This window comes from Methanocorpusculum labreanum Z, from assembly GCF_000015765.1.
In the GTDB taxonomy this organism is placed as follows: Archaea; Halobacteriota; Methanomicrobia; order Methanomicrobiales; family Methanocorpusculaceae; genus Methanocorpusculum; species Methanocorpusculum labreanum.
Map to the genome: position 1 here is coordinate 563,864 of NC_008942.1, position 14,828 is coordinate 578,691.

Annotated in this window: 14 protein-coding genes; 7 read left to right on the top strand and 7 right to left on the bottom strand. The window is 49.5% G+C overall.

Translation table 11 applies throughout. The annotated features are described in order from the left end of the window. Window positions 1–50: 50 nt before the first annotated feature. Genes MLAB_RS03125 through MLAB_RS03140 form a run of 4 tightly spaced genes read left to right on the top strand, consistent with a single transcriptional unit; the run spans window position 51 to window position 2,974 of the window. Complete coding sequence (locus tag MLAB_RS03125) at window positions 51–935, top strand: dihydroorotate dehydrogenase (RefSeq protein ID WP_011832968.1); 885 nt, start codon at window positions 51–53, stop codon at window positions 933–935. Further along, window positions 928–1,683 (top strand): dihydroorotate dehydrogenase electron transfer subunit, encoded by a 756-nt coding sequence (locus MLAB_RS03130; RefSeq protein WP_011832969.1) that lies wholly within the window; start codon window positions 928–930, stop codon window positions 1,681–1,683. The genes MLAB_RS03125 and MLAB_RS03130 overlap by 8 nt, the downstream gene beginning before the upstream one ends. Next, entirely contained in the window at window positions 1,683–2,309 is a 627-nt protein-coding gene (locus MLAB_RS03135) for a CpXC domain-containing protein (protein ID WP_011832970.1), read from the top strand. The genes MLAB_RS03130 and MLAB_RS03135 overlap by 1 nt, the downstream gene beginning before the upstream one ends. Next, complete coding sequence (locus tag MLAB_RS03140; protein WP_011832971.1) at window positions 2,306–2,974, top strand: CpXC domain-containing protein; 669 nt, start codon at window positions 2,306–2,308, stop codon at window positions 2,972–2,974. Before MLAB_RS03135 ends, MLAB_RS03140 begins: the two co-directional genes overlap by 4 nt. A 15-nt stretch (window positions 2,975–2,989) precedes the next feature. On the opposite strand, the gene MLAB_RS03145 is transcribed toward MLAB_RS03140, so the two are convergent. The 7 genes from MLAB_RS03145 to MLAB_RS03175 form a co-directional block, all read right to left on the bottom strand. Then, window positions 2,990–3,412 carry a DUF3795 domain-containing protein gene (locus tag MLAB_RS03145; RefSeq protein ID WP_222702366.1) on the bottom strand — a complete coding sequence of 141 codons (423 nt, stop codon included), beginning with the start codon at window positions 3,410–3,412 and terminating at the stop codon, window positions 2,990–2,992. Between the two features lie 365 nt (window positions 3,413–3,777). Then, window positions 3,778–4,575 carry a prephenate dehydratase gene (locus tag MLAB_RS03150; RefSeq protein WP_011832973.1) on the bottom strand — a complete coding sequence of 266 codons (798 nt, stop codon included), beginning with the start codon at window positions 4,573–4,575 and terminating at the stop codon, window positions 3,778–3,780. Then, complete coding sequence (locus tag MLAB_RS03155) at window positions 4,572–5,438, bottom strand: prephenate dehydrogenase/arogenate dehydrogenase family protein (RefSeq protein ID WP_011832974.1); 867 nt, start codon at window positions 5,436–5,438, stop codon at window positions 4,572–4,574. Before MLAB_RS03155 ends, MLAB_RS03150 begins: the two co-directional genes overlap by 4 nt. Before the next feature lie 43 nt (window positions 5,439–5,481). Then, window positions 5,482–6,279, bottom strand: coding sequence for a 2-amino-3,7-dideoxy-D-threo-hept-6-ulosonate synthase (locus MLAB_RS03160; RefSeq protein WP_011832975.1), 798 nt, complete (start codon window positions 6,277–6,279; stop codon window positions 5,482–5,484). A gap of 451 nt (window positions 6,280–6,730) precedes the next feature. Then, complete coding sequence (locus MLAB_RS03165) at window positions 6,731–8,026, bottom strand: 4Fe-4S binding protein (RefSeq protein ID WP_011832976.1); 1,296 nt, start codon at window positions 8,024–8,026, stop codon at window positions 6,731–6,733. A 293-nt stretch (window positions 8,027–8,319) separates the two neighbouring features. Next, a complete protein-coding gene (gene ilvC, locus MLAB_RS03170; RefSeq protein WP_011832977.1) occupies window positions 8,320–9,312 on the bottom strand; it encodes a ketol-acid reductoisomerase in 993 nt (330 codons plus the stop codon). A gap of 59 nt (window positions 9,313–9,371) precedes the next feature. After that, complete coding sequence (locus MLAB_RS03175; RefSeq protein ID WP_011832978.1) at window positions 9,372–10,940, bottom strand: 2-isopropylmalate synthase; 1,569 nt, start codon at window positions 10,938–10,940, stop codon at window positions 9,372–9,374. A 198-nt stretch (window positions 10,941–11,138) separates the two neighbouring features. Between MLAB_RS03175 and MLAB_RS03180 the strand changes: the two genes are divergently transcribed. The 3 genes from MLAB_RS03180 to ilvN are packed head-to-tail and all read left to right on the top strand — an operon-like array spanning window position 11,139 to window position 14,822. Continuing rightward, window positions 11,139–12,653: a 2-isopropylmalate synthase gene (locus tag MLAB_RS03180; RefSeq protein ID WP_011832979.1), complete on the top strand. Its 1,515-nt coding sequence runs from the start codon at window positions 11,139–11,141 to the stop codon at window positions 12,651–12,653. After that, window positions 12,625–14,322: a biosynthetic-type acetolactate synthase large subunit gene (gene ilvB / locus MLAB_RS03185; protein ID WP_048061997.1), complete on the top strand. Its 1,698-nt coding sequence runs from the start codon at window positions 12,625–12,627 to the stop codon at window positions 14,320–14,322. Before MLAB_RS03180 ends, ilvB begins: the two co-directional genes overlap by 29 nt. Further along, complete coding sequence (gene ilvN, locus MLAB_RS03190; RefSeq protein ID WP_011832981.1) at window positions 14,319–14,822, top strand: acetolactate synthase small subunit; 504 nt, start codon at window positions 14,319–14,321, stop codon at window positions 14,820–14,822. Before ilvB ends, ilvN begins: the two co-directional genes overlap by 4 nt. Window positions 14,823–14,828 lie beyond the last annotated feature (6 nt).

Sequence of the window (14,828 nt, forward strand, 5' to 3'; positions counted from 1 at the left end):
ACAGAGAGTTACATAACCCAAAACCGCGAATAGTACCTGCAAGAAATACAATGATCCAGATAAAACTACCAGAAGAGGAGATCGCCGGCGTCCCTCTCAGAAATCATATGCTGCTTGCGGCAGGGATCCTCGGGACCACCGGTGCATCATTAAAACGAATGCTCAATCTCGGCGCAGGAGGTGTCGTGACAAAATCCATCGGCCCGAAAGCGATCCCCGGCCATCACGGACCCGCCCTCATCCCGGTCGACGGCGGACTCATCAATGCCATGGGACTTCCAAACCCCTCCAAAGACTTCGTCGAGGAGATCGCCCCTCTCAAGGGAGAGCCGGTTGTTGTCAGCATCTTCGGCGGAACTCCAGAGGAGTTTGGGACCGTAGCTTCCTGGTTCCCGGATGCGGCCGCATTCGAGCTGAACCTCTCGTGCCCCCACGCTGAAGGATACGGTGCATCCATCGGCGTCAATCCACGTGTCGTCCGGGAATGTACCGAGATCGTGAAAACATACAATAAACCCGTCTGGGTCAAACTCACCCCCAACGTAACCGATATCAAAATAATAGGAAAAGCCGCAGAAGAGGGCGGGGCCGACGCGATTGTCGCAGTAAATACGGTAAAGGCAATGCGGATATCCACCGAACTGCGTCGCCCGGTTCTGGGCAACGTCTTCGGCGGGCTTTCAGGTCAAGCGATCTTCCCGATCGCTGTTCGAAGCGTTTACGATCTGTATGATGCCGTTGATATCCCGATCATCGGCTGCGGCGGGATCTCGAGTGCCGACAATGTTCTCGAGATGATGATGGCAGGTGCCTCGGCAGTCGAGATCGGCAGCGCGATCCATGACTCGGTCAACATCTTCTCAGAAATTGCAGCCGATCTTTACTCAAAAGACGGAATACCCGCTGAGGAGATCGTGGGGTGCGCCCATGTCTGAGATGCCGGAGATCGTCACGATCACAACGGTCGTTGACGAAACACCTACCATCAAAACATTCGTCTTCGACAAACTCTTTGCATTCAGACCCGGTCAGTTCTGCATGGTCTGGGTCCCCGGAGTCGACGAGATCCCTATGGCATTTTCTGCTGTAAACTCCATCACGGTGATGAAAGTAGGAGATGCCACAGAAGCGCTCTTCTCACTGAAAGCCGGAGATAAACTAGGTATTCGCGGTCCGTTTGGAAACGGGTTTTCACCGAGCGGAAAAGTACTTGCGATCGCCGGAGGAATCGGGGTCACCCCGCTCTTTACCCTGGCGGCTTCCGGCGAAGTGGACACCTTCATTCTCGGTGCGCGGACCCGTGAAGAACTTGTCTTTGCCGAGGAACTCGCAAAAGTCAGCGACCTCAAAATCGCCACAGATGACGGGACCTTTGGATTCCACGGATTTGTGACCGGCATTCTTGATCAGATCGATGCAGAATCCTACGATACGATCTGTGTCTGCGGTCCCGAGATGATGATGAAAGGTATCCTTGACCGTCTGGTCGCAAAAGGCATCGAAAACCGCGGTCAGTTTTCCATGCACAGGTACATGAAATGCGCGGCAGGGGTCTGCGGATCCTGCTGTATGGATGATCACGGTCTTAGGGTCTGCAAAGACGGTCCGGTTTTCACTGGAGATCTGATAAAAACAGGGGAGTTTGCACACTATCACCGCGGACCAAGCGGGAGGAAAGAGTAATGAAATCGGAAGTACAAGTCATCACCTGCCCGAAATGCGGGTCAAAACAGGAGTTCACGCTCTATAGAAGTATCAACGCATCGAACCACGAAATTCGCGAGAAATTCCTCGACGGATCGCTCACGATGCTCGTCTGTGACAACTGCGGTTTTTCCGGGGCTGTTGAATATCCTCTCCTCTATCATGATCTGAACGAAAAGTTCTCCCTCTACTTCCAGCCGGATTCGACAGAACGCACAGTCAGTCTCCAAAATGTTTTGCCCGCGCATCTTCTCTCCGAGATCAGAATGCGTCTTGTCCACACGCAGGATGATATGCGCGAGAAGATCTTCATCTTCCGTGACAAACTGGATGATCGGATCATCGAACTCGTAAAAGATTCGATCCTCCGCGAAATGGAAGCGAAAAAGGAAAAAATCATCCCCGATGCTCTGTATTATGCCGAGGATCGTTTCGCCTGCGAAGGCAGATCGCTGATCTTTGTCCCGCGCCTTGGAACCGAATATCTTGATCCGATCAAGATCCCCTTCGAGACGTATGAGAAGATCAAGATGCTCATGCACGTGATCTGGGAACGTCCGGTGGAAGGATATACCGTTGTCGATAAAGAGTGGATCCGTGTATGATTACCGATGAAGATGTTGTGGTGTGCCCAGTCTGCGAGCACGAACAGACGATCACGATCTGCCCGTCGGTGAACGTGACGACCGATCCCGAAATGCGGGAGAAAGTCCTGAGCGGGGAGATTTTCGAGTTCACCTGCGATAAATGCGGTTTTTCAGGATATGCCGGCTATCCGTTCGTGTACGAGGATAAAGAAACGAACGGCGGATTTCTGATCTATCTCGAACCCGACTGCGAAGATCGCGAGGTCGGGATCGAAGGCGACATCGCCGATCAGGTGATTTATCACGAGAGACCGATGAGGCTTGTTCCGGACATGAACTCGCTGAAAGATAAGATCTTCATCTTCGAAGCAGGACTCGATGACCGTGTTGTTGAGCTTTTTAAGGTCCTGACGCTTGCAAAGATGCAGGACGACGATCCTGAAAAGATTCCGGACGAACTGAAGTTCACCAAGCGAGCCGAGATCAACGGTGAGGATATGCTTTTATTTGCAGCTTTCCGCAATGAAGAGCTTTTGGGAACACTGGAGATGCCGTATTCTCTGTATCAAACCTGTGTTCTTTCCGGCGAACCAATCTGGGATGTGCCGGTAACGGAGTGCGCGGCGATCGATCAGCAGTGGGTCATGGAGCGTCTCGGGGAAGAAAAAGAAACGGAAGAATGAAATCCTGGGTGATGGTTAGACACCTGCACGTTTTTTTCCAAAAAAAGTCTGACACTCGCTGCATTCATTGTCATGCAGCGAGATGATCCCCTCACATTTTCCGCAGGTCCATTTACTCCGCTCAGCAGCGAGAAATGCTGCAAGACCCTGTTCTTTCGCCATAAGGCCGTTTTCTATCAGACTTTGATCATATCTGTCCCTGTATCTTTTATCCATCTTTTTTATCTGTTTACAGGGAAAAATTTTGCAGGAAAAACAGTATTCTATCCCTTTCTCACCAACGCAAGCATGAATCCTGCAGGACCTGCATTCCTCGGATGTGCCGTTTTTGTTCGAAAAACACCCTCCGCAGGATTTTTTTGATACGCAATGCCTATAACAGACCATACAGTTCATCCCGCAGGGAGCAAACATATCTGTTGGAATCGTATCCGGCATTATCATCGACCACACACCTCGATACGTAATACTATTTTTCAGGGTATACATAAAACCCGCATATACGTATCCGGCAGTATGATTTTGGAACGGATGAACTATGGAAAAACAAATGCCTGTTCCTTCACCGCCGCTAAACTGGTTATGGGAACAGGCTTTATTTACTATGCACTACTAGTTGAAAAAGGATTCGCTTGTTTACCAGAGTGTCATTTTTGTGTGAATTATTATAGTGCCAAATGAAGGATGATGGAAAATTCAACACCCCGTCTTTAGCACTATAATAATAGAGGAATAATAAAGGAGATATCTCTACTTGTGCCCGGTGAGATATCCGTATCAGTATTTCTGTATTCGACACCTGATTATACGTAATCCTTTTTTCTATAGCAGCCCAGTTCCTTGACGCCGGTGATTTTTTTCAACTCCGTGATCGTCTCCTGCCAGCCGGGATCGGTCTCAAAATCGATGAAGAAGACATATCTTCCGATCCCCTCCTTCGACGGCCGGGACTCGATACGCGTCAGATTGATTCCTCTTTGTGCAAAAATTCCCAAGATCCCATACAACAGACCCGGCCTGTTTTCTCTTGGGATGATGACGACACTGCATTTTTCGGGGTCATCCGGATCTAGCGCACCTGCCGAGATCTCAAGAAACCGCGTGGTATTGTTTAGTGAATTCTGAATATCCTTCTGCAGTATGGGCAGATCATACAGTTTTGCGGCGCTTTCCGTCGTTACGGCCGCCGATCCGCTGATAAACGACGCCTCTTTGGCACTCTGGGCATTGCTGCTCGTGTGGATCAGGGAGGCCCTTTTCATGCCGTTCAGATAGATGCTGCACTGCTCATGGGACTGCGGATGAGTGTAGATGACCGAGATCTCATCAGGACTGTATCTTGAAACGAAGAAATGACGGATCGGCATATAATATTCAGCGGTGATACGGCACTCAGTCTGTAAAAGGCCGTCCAGGGTTTCGCCAACGCCGCCCGCCTCGCTGTTTTCAACCGGAACGATGCCCCGGATATTTTTCTCGAGGACCGCGGTGAAAACGTCCCGGATCGTTGGGAACAGAATGATCTCTTCATTTTCGTTCCTGATTTTTTCGGCAAGCTCGCAGGAGAACGTGCCTTTCGGGCCGAGTACTGCCAATGTCATTTCATCTTCACCAGTGTATTTATCATAAGATCGGTCTCTTCCGTTGCCTGGGGAATATAGGCTTTGAACGCATCGCTGTTTTCCGTGAAGAACGCGGCGAACTTCTCAGAATCCTTCGATGCGACGATCGCTTTCAAGGCAGTGACGGAATCTGACATTTTTTCAATAATACCGACCGTTTCCGGGTTCATCTGCAGTATGTCTGCATATAGTGACGGATCCTGCCCGAGGATTCTTCCGACCAACCCAAGTTCTATCCGATAAACTGGACTCATCACCGGAAGAATTGCTTCAAGCGGGATGCCGGTATTTTTTATCGTCTCGGCAACGGAGAGGGTCGTGAAGTGTACAAGACCCTGGACGATGCTCATGATTTTGTCATGCTCCTTTGGCTCCATCTGACAAATCTTCGCTCCTTCGTTCGTAAATATCTGATAGAGCGTGTGCCGCGTTTTTTCATCGCATCTGACCGGCGATGCCGCGATCGTCTGACCAAAGATCGTGGGAACCGATGGGCCGAACATCGGATGCAGCCCGATTACCTGTGCTTTGGATTTCAGCATCGCGTCAACCGGAGCGGTTTTTATGGAGGTCAGATCGCAGAGAAGCTGCTCTTCGTTCAAGAGCGGAGCGATCTCATCGATCACCCGGACGGTGTCATGAATCGGAACAGAGACGATAATAATATCGCAGGTAGAGGCAATATCCGCGTTGGAGACCGGTGTTTTTCTCCCCGAACACAGGACTTTGTAACCCGCACGTTCGAAGACCGCCGAGAACAGATGACCCATGCCGCCGAATCCGCCGATGATCCCAACAACATCTCCCGGATTCACGTCTTTATCTCCTGCGAATGATTTCATGTCTTTTCTGACCTGATGATTCTCTGTTTCGTTTCATGCGACTTCAATCCTCTGTCAGCAGGATCTCGATCGCCTCTTCTGCAGTTCTCCGTTCATGGACAATCATCGCGGCAGCCCTGACGAATTTGTCCGGATATTTGTGCTGGAATGCATTTCTTCCGATCGATACGCCGGCAGCTCCCCCTTCCATCGCTCCCTCGATCAGCTGCATGGTGGCCAGATCACTCATTTTGGAACCTCCGGCAATTACTACCGGTACATGGCATCCTTCGGTTACTTCCCTGAATGAATCGGGATCTCCGGTGTATACGGTTTTGATGATGTCGGCTCCAAGTTCCGAACCCACACGGGCCGCGAGTTTGACGGCTTCATGCATGTTCTCGGATTTGATGTCTTTTCCTCGTGGATACATCATCGCAAGAAGCGGCATTCCCCATTCGATACACTCGACGGCGACACGTCCAAGATCGCTGAGCATGTTTGCTTCGTTCTCTGCGCCGATATTTACATGCATGGAAACACCGTCTGCTCCGAGTTTCAGAGCATTCTGGACGTTGTTGACCAGTACTTTGTTGTTCGGATCCGGTCCAAGATCCGTACTTGCGGATAGGTGCAGGATCAGGCCGATGTCCGGACCTCCTTTCCGGTGACCGTGAAGGGCGAGTCCCATATGGCCGATTACGGCGTTGGCCCCTCCTTTTGCGACCAGATCGACCGATCTTTCCAGATCGATCAGTCCGGGAATCGGTCCGCTGGAAACTCCGTGGTCCATCGGGACGATGACGGTTGTTCCTGTATCTCTTTTCATGATTCTTTCGAGTCTTATTTCTTTACCTCTCATGTTTGGGCTCCATTTTCATTTTCTTGTTTTTGATCTTTGGAAAAATCTGGTATCCACTGCACCAGAGGAGTTCCCGATAAAAGGCTTGATTATTTTATGGAGATCTATTCTGGTGCAGTTTGACTACTGTCTAAACCAGAATACATAGCTAATGCTAAAAATGCCAGCTACGCTGACGTATACAAATGATAGAACGTCCATTACTGAGGACAGAACATCTTCAAAAGGCGAATTATGTGATGTGCGTGGTACAGAGCTTCTGCTGGCGGCGATTCCTCGCTTAGCTGGCAGACAGTCATTGCACATGTTAATATAAATTATCATGATAGGTAATAAAACCATTCCCTGCGGAAAAAAGGGACTGCATATTTCTTGATCCCGCAATATTTGAATAATGATCTACTGTATCCTTAATTCCACATCAAAATTATATGAAAAAATAATTTTATTGTCATCTTTTTCCGTAAATGATGGCTGATTCAACCGGGCACTTCTCAATGCATTTCCCGCAGAGATAACATTCTGCTTTTTTTGCCTCGCTGCCGGCTTCTCCGGTCGGGCAAATCTTCTCGCATTTTCTGCAGTTGATACATTTATCCGTTCTTTTCAAGCCAAACCTCCCAAACCGTGAGATTATGGAAAATATACATCCGTACGGGCACAGGAACGTACAAAACGGCCGATAAATGAATACCGAAGCAAGGAGGATCACAAGAAACACTCCAGCCGCTGCCGTGAACATGAGCGCAAAGAATGACGATATCCCGATATATTCGAATATGTCGATGGAACAAAACACCCCAATTACGAGAGCTGCAAAGAAGCCGGCCCTAATGGTTTTTGGAATCCGTCGGTCTTTGATCTGCACTTTTTTCACAGGAATGCGGTATAACAGTTCCTGAAGTACTCCTGCCGGACACATGTGTGCGCAGAATACACGCCCGAAGAAGTATGTGATCACGAGCAAAGCGACCAGTCCCGCAAAGCCAAGACCTGCAAATGACAACGCAATTATTCCGGATATCGTTGAGGAGAATCCATCAGGTGCGATGGGAATAATAAGCAAAAAGCCTGCCGCTGATGTAAGGATGGAAATCGATATCAGCGCTTCTTTTGACATGGCGTTTTTGAGCCAAAGAACAGCAGCAAGAAGTGTGCCTCCAAACATATACACAATTCCCGAGTAGGATGAGATCATATCAGCCAATGTTCCCGTAATCCCGAATAATTCCGGATCATAGAGGACGATGAGAAGCCCAAGTAAAATCGGGGAAATGCCGGCATAGACGAATATTTTTTGCAGGACCTCAGGTTTTTCTTTTCTGAGATATTTCATTGCGATCGCGAGGAGAAGAATAACCGCACCGCCGAGTATAAGTCCGGCAGCAGAAAATACCAGCGGACTTAACCCTGAATCTCCGGAAGATACGGTTTCAGAGCCGGTTGACGAACTGGTTGAAATGACGGATGAAACCGTATCACTCCCGGTATCTGTCTGAGTAGTCGCTGATGTATCCGTAGAACTCCCGGAAATGGTAATCTGGTCAGTTTCACTTACTGACGTGCCCGAATCCCCGGACGTGTAATCGCACAGAGAGTTCCCGTCGGCATCCGTATAGAGGAAACATCTTCCAGGATACGGGCAAGCAGAATGTCCTTTCGGACATACTGCAGCACACGCAGGCGCGGCAAGCAATGCTGTACCTCCCGCAACGAGGAGGGACCTTCGCAGTTTTTTTGAAATCATACAATCACCAGATACCTATCAATGGGACCTTTTTATGATTAATACATATGACATAATGTAATATATACTTTACAATATGGAAACAAAACAAAACTTGTGTCTGATGGATATGATTGATTTGAAGAATCCGGGGAATGTTGGATCATCTATCCAATTTCTAAGATAGTTCACTCAAAAAAGGTATTGAATGCGGACATATGATGATGCAGCGAAAAAATCGGGAAATACACTCTGGAAAATCTAATTCTGAAAAATTGTATCTACTCAAAATAATTAAAAAAAGTGGGTGATGTTTAGTTCTTTTTGAACTGAGGCATCATTGCACGAAGTTCTGAACCGACTTCTTCGATCAGATGTTCTTCGTCTGCCCGGGTGAGCGCAGTGAACGTCGGTCTGTTGACCATGTTCTCGAGGATCCATTCCTTGGCAAATTCGCCGGACTGGATCTCGTAGAGAATCTCACGCATGGCTTCGTAGGACTCGTTTCCAATCACGCGGGGACCGCGGGTGATATCGCCGTACTGGGCAGTGTTTGAGATCGCTTCACGCATTTTGGTAAATCCGCCCTCGTAAATCAGGTCGACGATGAGCTTCATCTCGTGCAGAACTTCCAGGTATGCCATCTCGGGTGCATATCCTGCGTCGACGAGCGTGTCGAATCCTGCCTTGATCAGAGAGGTGACTCCTCCGCAGAGAACTGCCTGTTCTCCGAACAGATCGGTTTCCGTCTCCTCTCTGAAGGTTGTTTCAAGGACGACGGCTCTGGTTGCACCGATACCTTTTGCATAGGCAAGAGCAAGTTTCTTTGCGTTTCCGGTGTGGTCCTGCTCGATCGCAATCAGAGCCGGGACACCTTTTCCTTCTTCGTAGGTTCTTCTGACCATGTGGCCCGGACCTTTGGGTGCGACCATGATCACATCGACGTTTGCCGGAGGAACGATCTGACCGAAGTGGATGTTGAATCCGTGGGAGAACATAAGACACTTGTTTTCAGTCAGATACGGCATGATCTCGGCTTTATAGACTGCTGCCTGATTTTCGTCGGGGACGAGAATCATGATGACGTCTCCCTTCTTTGCCGCTTCGGCGACATCATATGTCTCAAATCCGTCGCTCTTTGCAAGGTCTCTGCTCTTTCCTGCTCTGATTCCGATGATCACATTGAGACCGCTGTCTTTCAGATTCCGTGACTGGCCTCTTCCCTGCGATCCGTAACCGATAACTGCGATTGTTTTTCCTGAGAGATCTTTCAGGTCCGCATCCGTTTCATGATATTTTTCCATCATCTTTTTTCCTTCCTTTTTGATAGATACTGAGTAAATTAACTTCCTTACGATTTAATTGTTTATCTGTCGAAACCACCCGAGCGGTAAACGACATTGAGGGCATTCACCATCGCTTCAGCCGATGCAATCACGATGTCACTGTTTGACGAGGCTGCATCAAAGATCCTGCCTTTTTCATCCTCGACTTCGATAGTGACGCATCCGAGCGCATCGCTTCCACCGGAGATCGCCTCGATCTGAAAGCTCTTCAACTGAACTTTTCCAGGTGCGATCGCTAAAAGCGCCTTCATTGCTGCATCCACCGGTCCGTCTCCCGTTTTGGAACAGATCTTGTTTTCACCGTGGACTACGGCCTGTACGCTTGCAGTCGGAATCGCATGGCTCCCGGTAAATACCGAAATATCATCCAGCTCGATCATTTTTTTGTCGTTATGACTGCCGGTGATGATTTTTGCGATCTCGAAGAGATCGAACTCGGTTACTTTTCGCCCGCGTCCGGAGATCTCCTTGACTTTAGCGACGATCATGTCCAGTTCGGGGTCGGACGGATTTACGTTTATGTCCTCCAGCATCTGCCGGACCGCATGTTTTCCAACATGCTTTCCAAGCTTTAAGCGCCGGCGGTGACCCACCATTTCGGGCGTCATGATTCCCGGCTCGAATGTTCCGGGGTTAGCCATTACGCCGTGGGAATGGATGCCGCTTTCATGCGAAAATGCATTTTCGCCTACGACCGGCTGGATCGGCAGAACGGCAATCTGTGAAAATCTGGAAACCATTCTTGAAGTCTCCACCAGTTTTTCGGTCCGAATATTGGTTTCGATTCCATAGATCGATTTCAGGATCATAACCGTCTGGGCTAAATCCGCGTTACCTGCCCGTTCGCCGATACCGTTTACGGTGACCTGAATCTGGTCAGCTCCTCCTTCAACTGCTGCAATGGTGTTTGCGGTCGCCAGGCCGAAATCGTTGTGACAATGCACATCGATTTTGCATTTGACGTTTTCGCGAATCATTGCGATGAGGGGTTTTATCATCGAAGGGGTGCTTACACCGACTGTGTCGGGAATGTTGATTATCGTCGTGCCGGCTTCATCTGCTGCTTTGCAGATTTCAATCAGTTCCGACGGTTCAGTTCTGGTTGCATCCATCGGCGAGAACATCACATAATCGCACTTCGAACGTGCATAGGTAATGATCTCCCGGGTGATCGCCAGGACTTCTGCATGACTTTTTTTGATGGTATAGGTTCTCTGAATCTCAGATGTGGGAATAAACACATGGACCATATCAACGCCGGCCTCGATACAACGGTCTACATCCGCTTTGACAGAGCGTGCGAGTCCGCAGATCTTGGGGCGGATACCCTCTTCAGCGCAAATCCTCTTGACCGTTTCAAATTCGACATCCGAAGATGCCGGAAAGCCTGCTTCAATCACATCAACGCCGATATCGGACAGCTGATGCGCAATTTCAATTTTCTGCTCCAGTGTGAATGACACGCCGGGAGTCTGTTCACCATCACGAAGTGTGGTGTCTAAAATAGTCACTCTTCTGTTCGTGTTGACTGTACTTTTATCGCAATAGAATGCAATCCGCCACTTTCGCAGTGACTGCTCCGATCCCATCTTCCTGAGACATACCCAGTATCAATGCATCGATACATAATAATACTTTCGTTTAGTGTCTAAAAAAAGTGGGTTAGACCCCCATATCTGCGCACTTCTGTGAAAATTACATTCACGAGCGCATGGCAAAGGTGTTTTTTCCCAAACTTATATATACCAATCGAAGTTAGACAATCTAAACGGAGTTTAATCCCATGAGTGATTGTTTTATTTGGCTATAAAAACATCCGTTTCCTGGACACGACCCTTCGTGACGGGGAACAGACGCCGGGCGTCTCTCTGACACCCGTACAGAAACTGAAAATCGCAGAAGAACTTTCCGCAATCGGCGTGAATGTGATCGAGGCTGGATCCGCGGTCGCATCCGAAGGCGAAAGAGAGGCTATAAAGCTGATATCCGATGCGGGACTCAACGCGGAAATCTGCACATATGCGCGGGCCAAGACCGAAGATATCGATCTGGCTGTGAAATGCGGTGTGGATTCGGTGCATCTCGTCGTTCCGGTTTCTGACCTTCATATAACCAAAAAACTCGGGAAAACCCGCGAAGAAGTCTATGCAATGGCGATGGAAACCGTTGCATATGCCAAAGAAAGAGGACTTATCGTCGAACTTTCGGGTGAAGATTCTTCAAGGGCAGATCAGCAGTATCTGGCCCGGCTTTTTAGAGATGGAGTAGCACACGGAGCTGACAGGCTTTGTTTCTGTGATACCGTCGGGCTTTTAACGCCTGAAAAAACAGCAGAAATTATCCCGCCGTTATGCTTCGCACCACTGAGCATCCACTGTCACAATGACCTCGGACTGGCTCTTTCGAATACCATATCGGCGTTAAGATCGGGAGCTACCTGTGCTCACACGACCATCAACGGAATGGGAGAACGTGCAGGAAATGTGCCCTTTGAAGAGGTCGTGATGGTGCTTGAAAAGCTGTACGGCTATGATACCGGAATCGATACAACCAAGATCTATGCACTGTCGACCCTCGTATCACAGCTGACGAAGATCCCGCTTGCAGCCAACAAGCCGATCGTCGGCGGCATGGCATTTACCCACGAAAGCGGTATCCATGCACACGGCCTCCTGCGGGATCCGACGACGTATGAACCTATGTCCCCGGAAACGGTTGGCAGAAAACGAAGAATCGTTCTTGGAAAACATTCAGGAACCGCTTCGGTGCAGTCGGCCTTAAAGGAACTTGGCTACGAACCGGGAGAAAAACATCTTGCCGAGATCGTCGCAAGGGTCAAAAAAGTCGGCGATATGGGCATGAAAGTGACCGACGCCGATGTTATGGCAATAGCAGATTCGGTGATGCTTCTGGAATGCAAGCCGGTGATCAGCCTCAAACAGTTCACGGTCGTGAGCGGAAGTAACGCCATTCCGACGGCTTCGGCAACGATGGTCGTAAACGGGACGAAGGTAACCGGCGCGGCTACCGGAACAGGTCCGGTCGATGCAACCATCAAAGTCCTCCAGCAGTCCGTCGCCAAGTTTGGGGACATCACGCTTGAGGAATTTCATGTGGATGCGATCAACGGCGGAACGGATGCCTTGGTCGATGTAACGGTGAAAATGAGAAAGGACGGGAGGGTGCTTACCTCCCGGGGCGCTAGAACAGATATCGTAGAGGCAAGTGTCGAGGCGGTAATAGCAGGCATGAATAGATTACTGAGAGATGAGAATGAAAACAGGCGCAGCAATACTGATTGAAAGCTTAAAAGAAGAGGGTGTCGACATCATATTCGGATATCCGGGAGGCTCGGTCCTCCCGATATACGACGAGCTATACGATGCGGAGCTAACCCATATCCTTGTAAGACATGAACAGGCTGCGGTTCATGCAGCGGACGGATATGCCCGAGCCAGCGGACGTGTAGGTGTCTGTCTGTCGACATCGGGTCCGGGGGCCTGCAATCTCATCTCTGGTATTGCCACGGCTAACATGGATTCGGTTCCAATTGTTGCACTTACCGGTCAGGTTCCAACCGGAATGCTGGGAAATGATGCCTTTCAGGAATCCGATATTACCGGAATTACACTGCCGATCACCAAACACAACTATCTGGTAAAAGATGCACGCGACATCAAAATGACGGTGAAAGCTGCGTTTTACATCGCTGGAACCGGACGAAACGGGCCGGTCCTCATCGATTTACCTAAAGACGTGCTGACGGCAAAAGTAGCAGAAGAGGAGGTTCTCTCCGGAGAACCCGAACTTCGAGGATATAAGCCGACGCTCAAAGGTCATTCCAAACAGATCAAAAAGGCACTCGACCTGATATACAAAGCAAAAAAACCGGTCCTGTACGTTGGGGGCGGAGTTATCACATCAGGAGCATCAGAAGAGCTGGTGAAACTTGCCGAACTCTTCTGTCTTCCGGTCACGACAACGATGATGGGTCTTGGCGCGATTCCTGCAGATCATCCGTTGAATCTGGGAATGCTCGGGATGCATGGGACCGAATATGCAAATTACGCGGTATCCGAAGCCGATCTGCTTATAGCGGTCGGAGCACGGTTCGATGATCGTGTAACCGGAAAGCTGAGTCATTTCGCAACGCATGCAAAAGTCATCCATATCGACATCGATCCCGCCGAAATCGGGAAAAATGTGAATCCGGACGTGCCGATCGTTGGTGATGCCAAAAGCGTCCTTGCCGATATGATCTGTCTGGCAGAAAATAACGGATGCATCTCAGAACCCTGGCTGGAACAGGTGAAATTATGGCGGACAAACCATCCCCTGCGTGTCGTAGAAGACGGAAAAGTTCACCCGCAGAACATCATCAAAAAGCTCTCCGAGCTTCTTGACGGCGGCGGCATAATCGTGAGTGAGGTCGGTCAGAATCAGATGTGGGCCGCACAACACTACGGCTTTAAAAAACCCCGTCAGTGGATCAGTTCTGGCGGCCTTGGAACGATGGGGTACGGATTTCCGGCTGCGATCGGAGCCTGGTTTGCGAAGCCCGAGGAAACGGTCGTTCTTATCGCCGGCGACGGGAGCTTCCAGATGAACATTCAGGAACTTGCCACCGTTGCGCAGTACAAGATCCCGGTGAAGATCGTGATTCTGAACAACATGTATCTCGGTATGGTTAGACAGTGGCAGGAACTCTTCTACGACAGAAGATACTCCTACACGGAACTCCCGGCTGTGGATTTTGTTGGAATCGCAAAAGCCTACGGCATTCAGGGAATGAAAGTTGATTCCGTTGATCAGATAGACGCAGCTCTCCAGACCGCATTGGATTATAACGGCCCCTATCTCCTGGATTTCCAGATCGAGCGGGGAGAAAATGTTTACCCCATGGTTCCGGCAGGTGCTGCAATCAGCGATATGATTGGAAAACACTGTCACAACGGAGGGTCAGGGAGATGAAACAGCATATCATGAGCATCCTTGTTGAAAACAAGGCTGGTGTCCTCGCGCGGGTTTCCGGCCTCTTCTCCCGAAGAGGGTTCAACATCGAAAGTCTTGCTGTCGGGACCTGCGAAACGCCGGGCATGAGCCGGATCACGATTGTTGTGATCGGCGACGACATGCATATTGAACAGGTAAAAAAACAGCTCAATAAATTGATTGATGTTATAAAAATCACGGACATCACGGAAAAAGAGCATGTTGAGCGCGAACTTGCCCTGATCAAAGTTCATGCCGAACCTGGACTTCAGCGTTCCGAAGTCATGCAGATCGCCGGGATTTTCCGGGCGAAGATCATCGATGTCGGATTACAGACTCTCGTGCTTGAAATCACGGGCGACTCGGATAAGATTCTCGCTCTGGAATCCCTTCTGCGTCCCTACGGGATTCTCGAACTTGTCAGGACCGGCAGAGTTGCTCTGCAGAGAGGAACCTCCAGTTCCGCTCTTCGTCAGTAAAAAAAA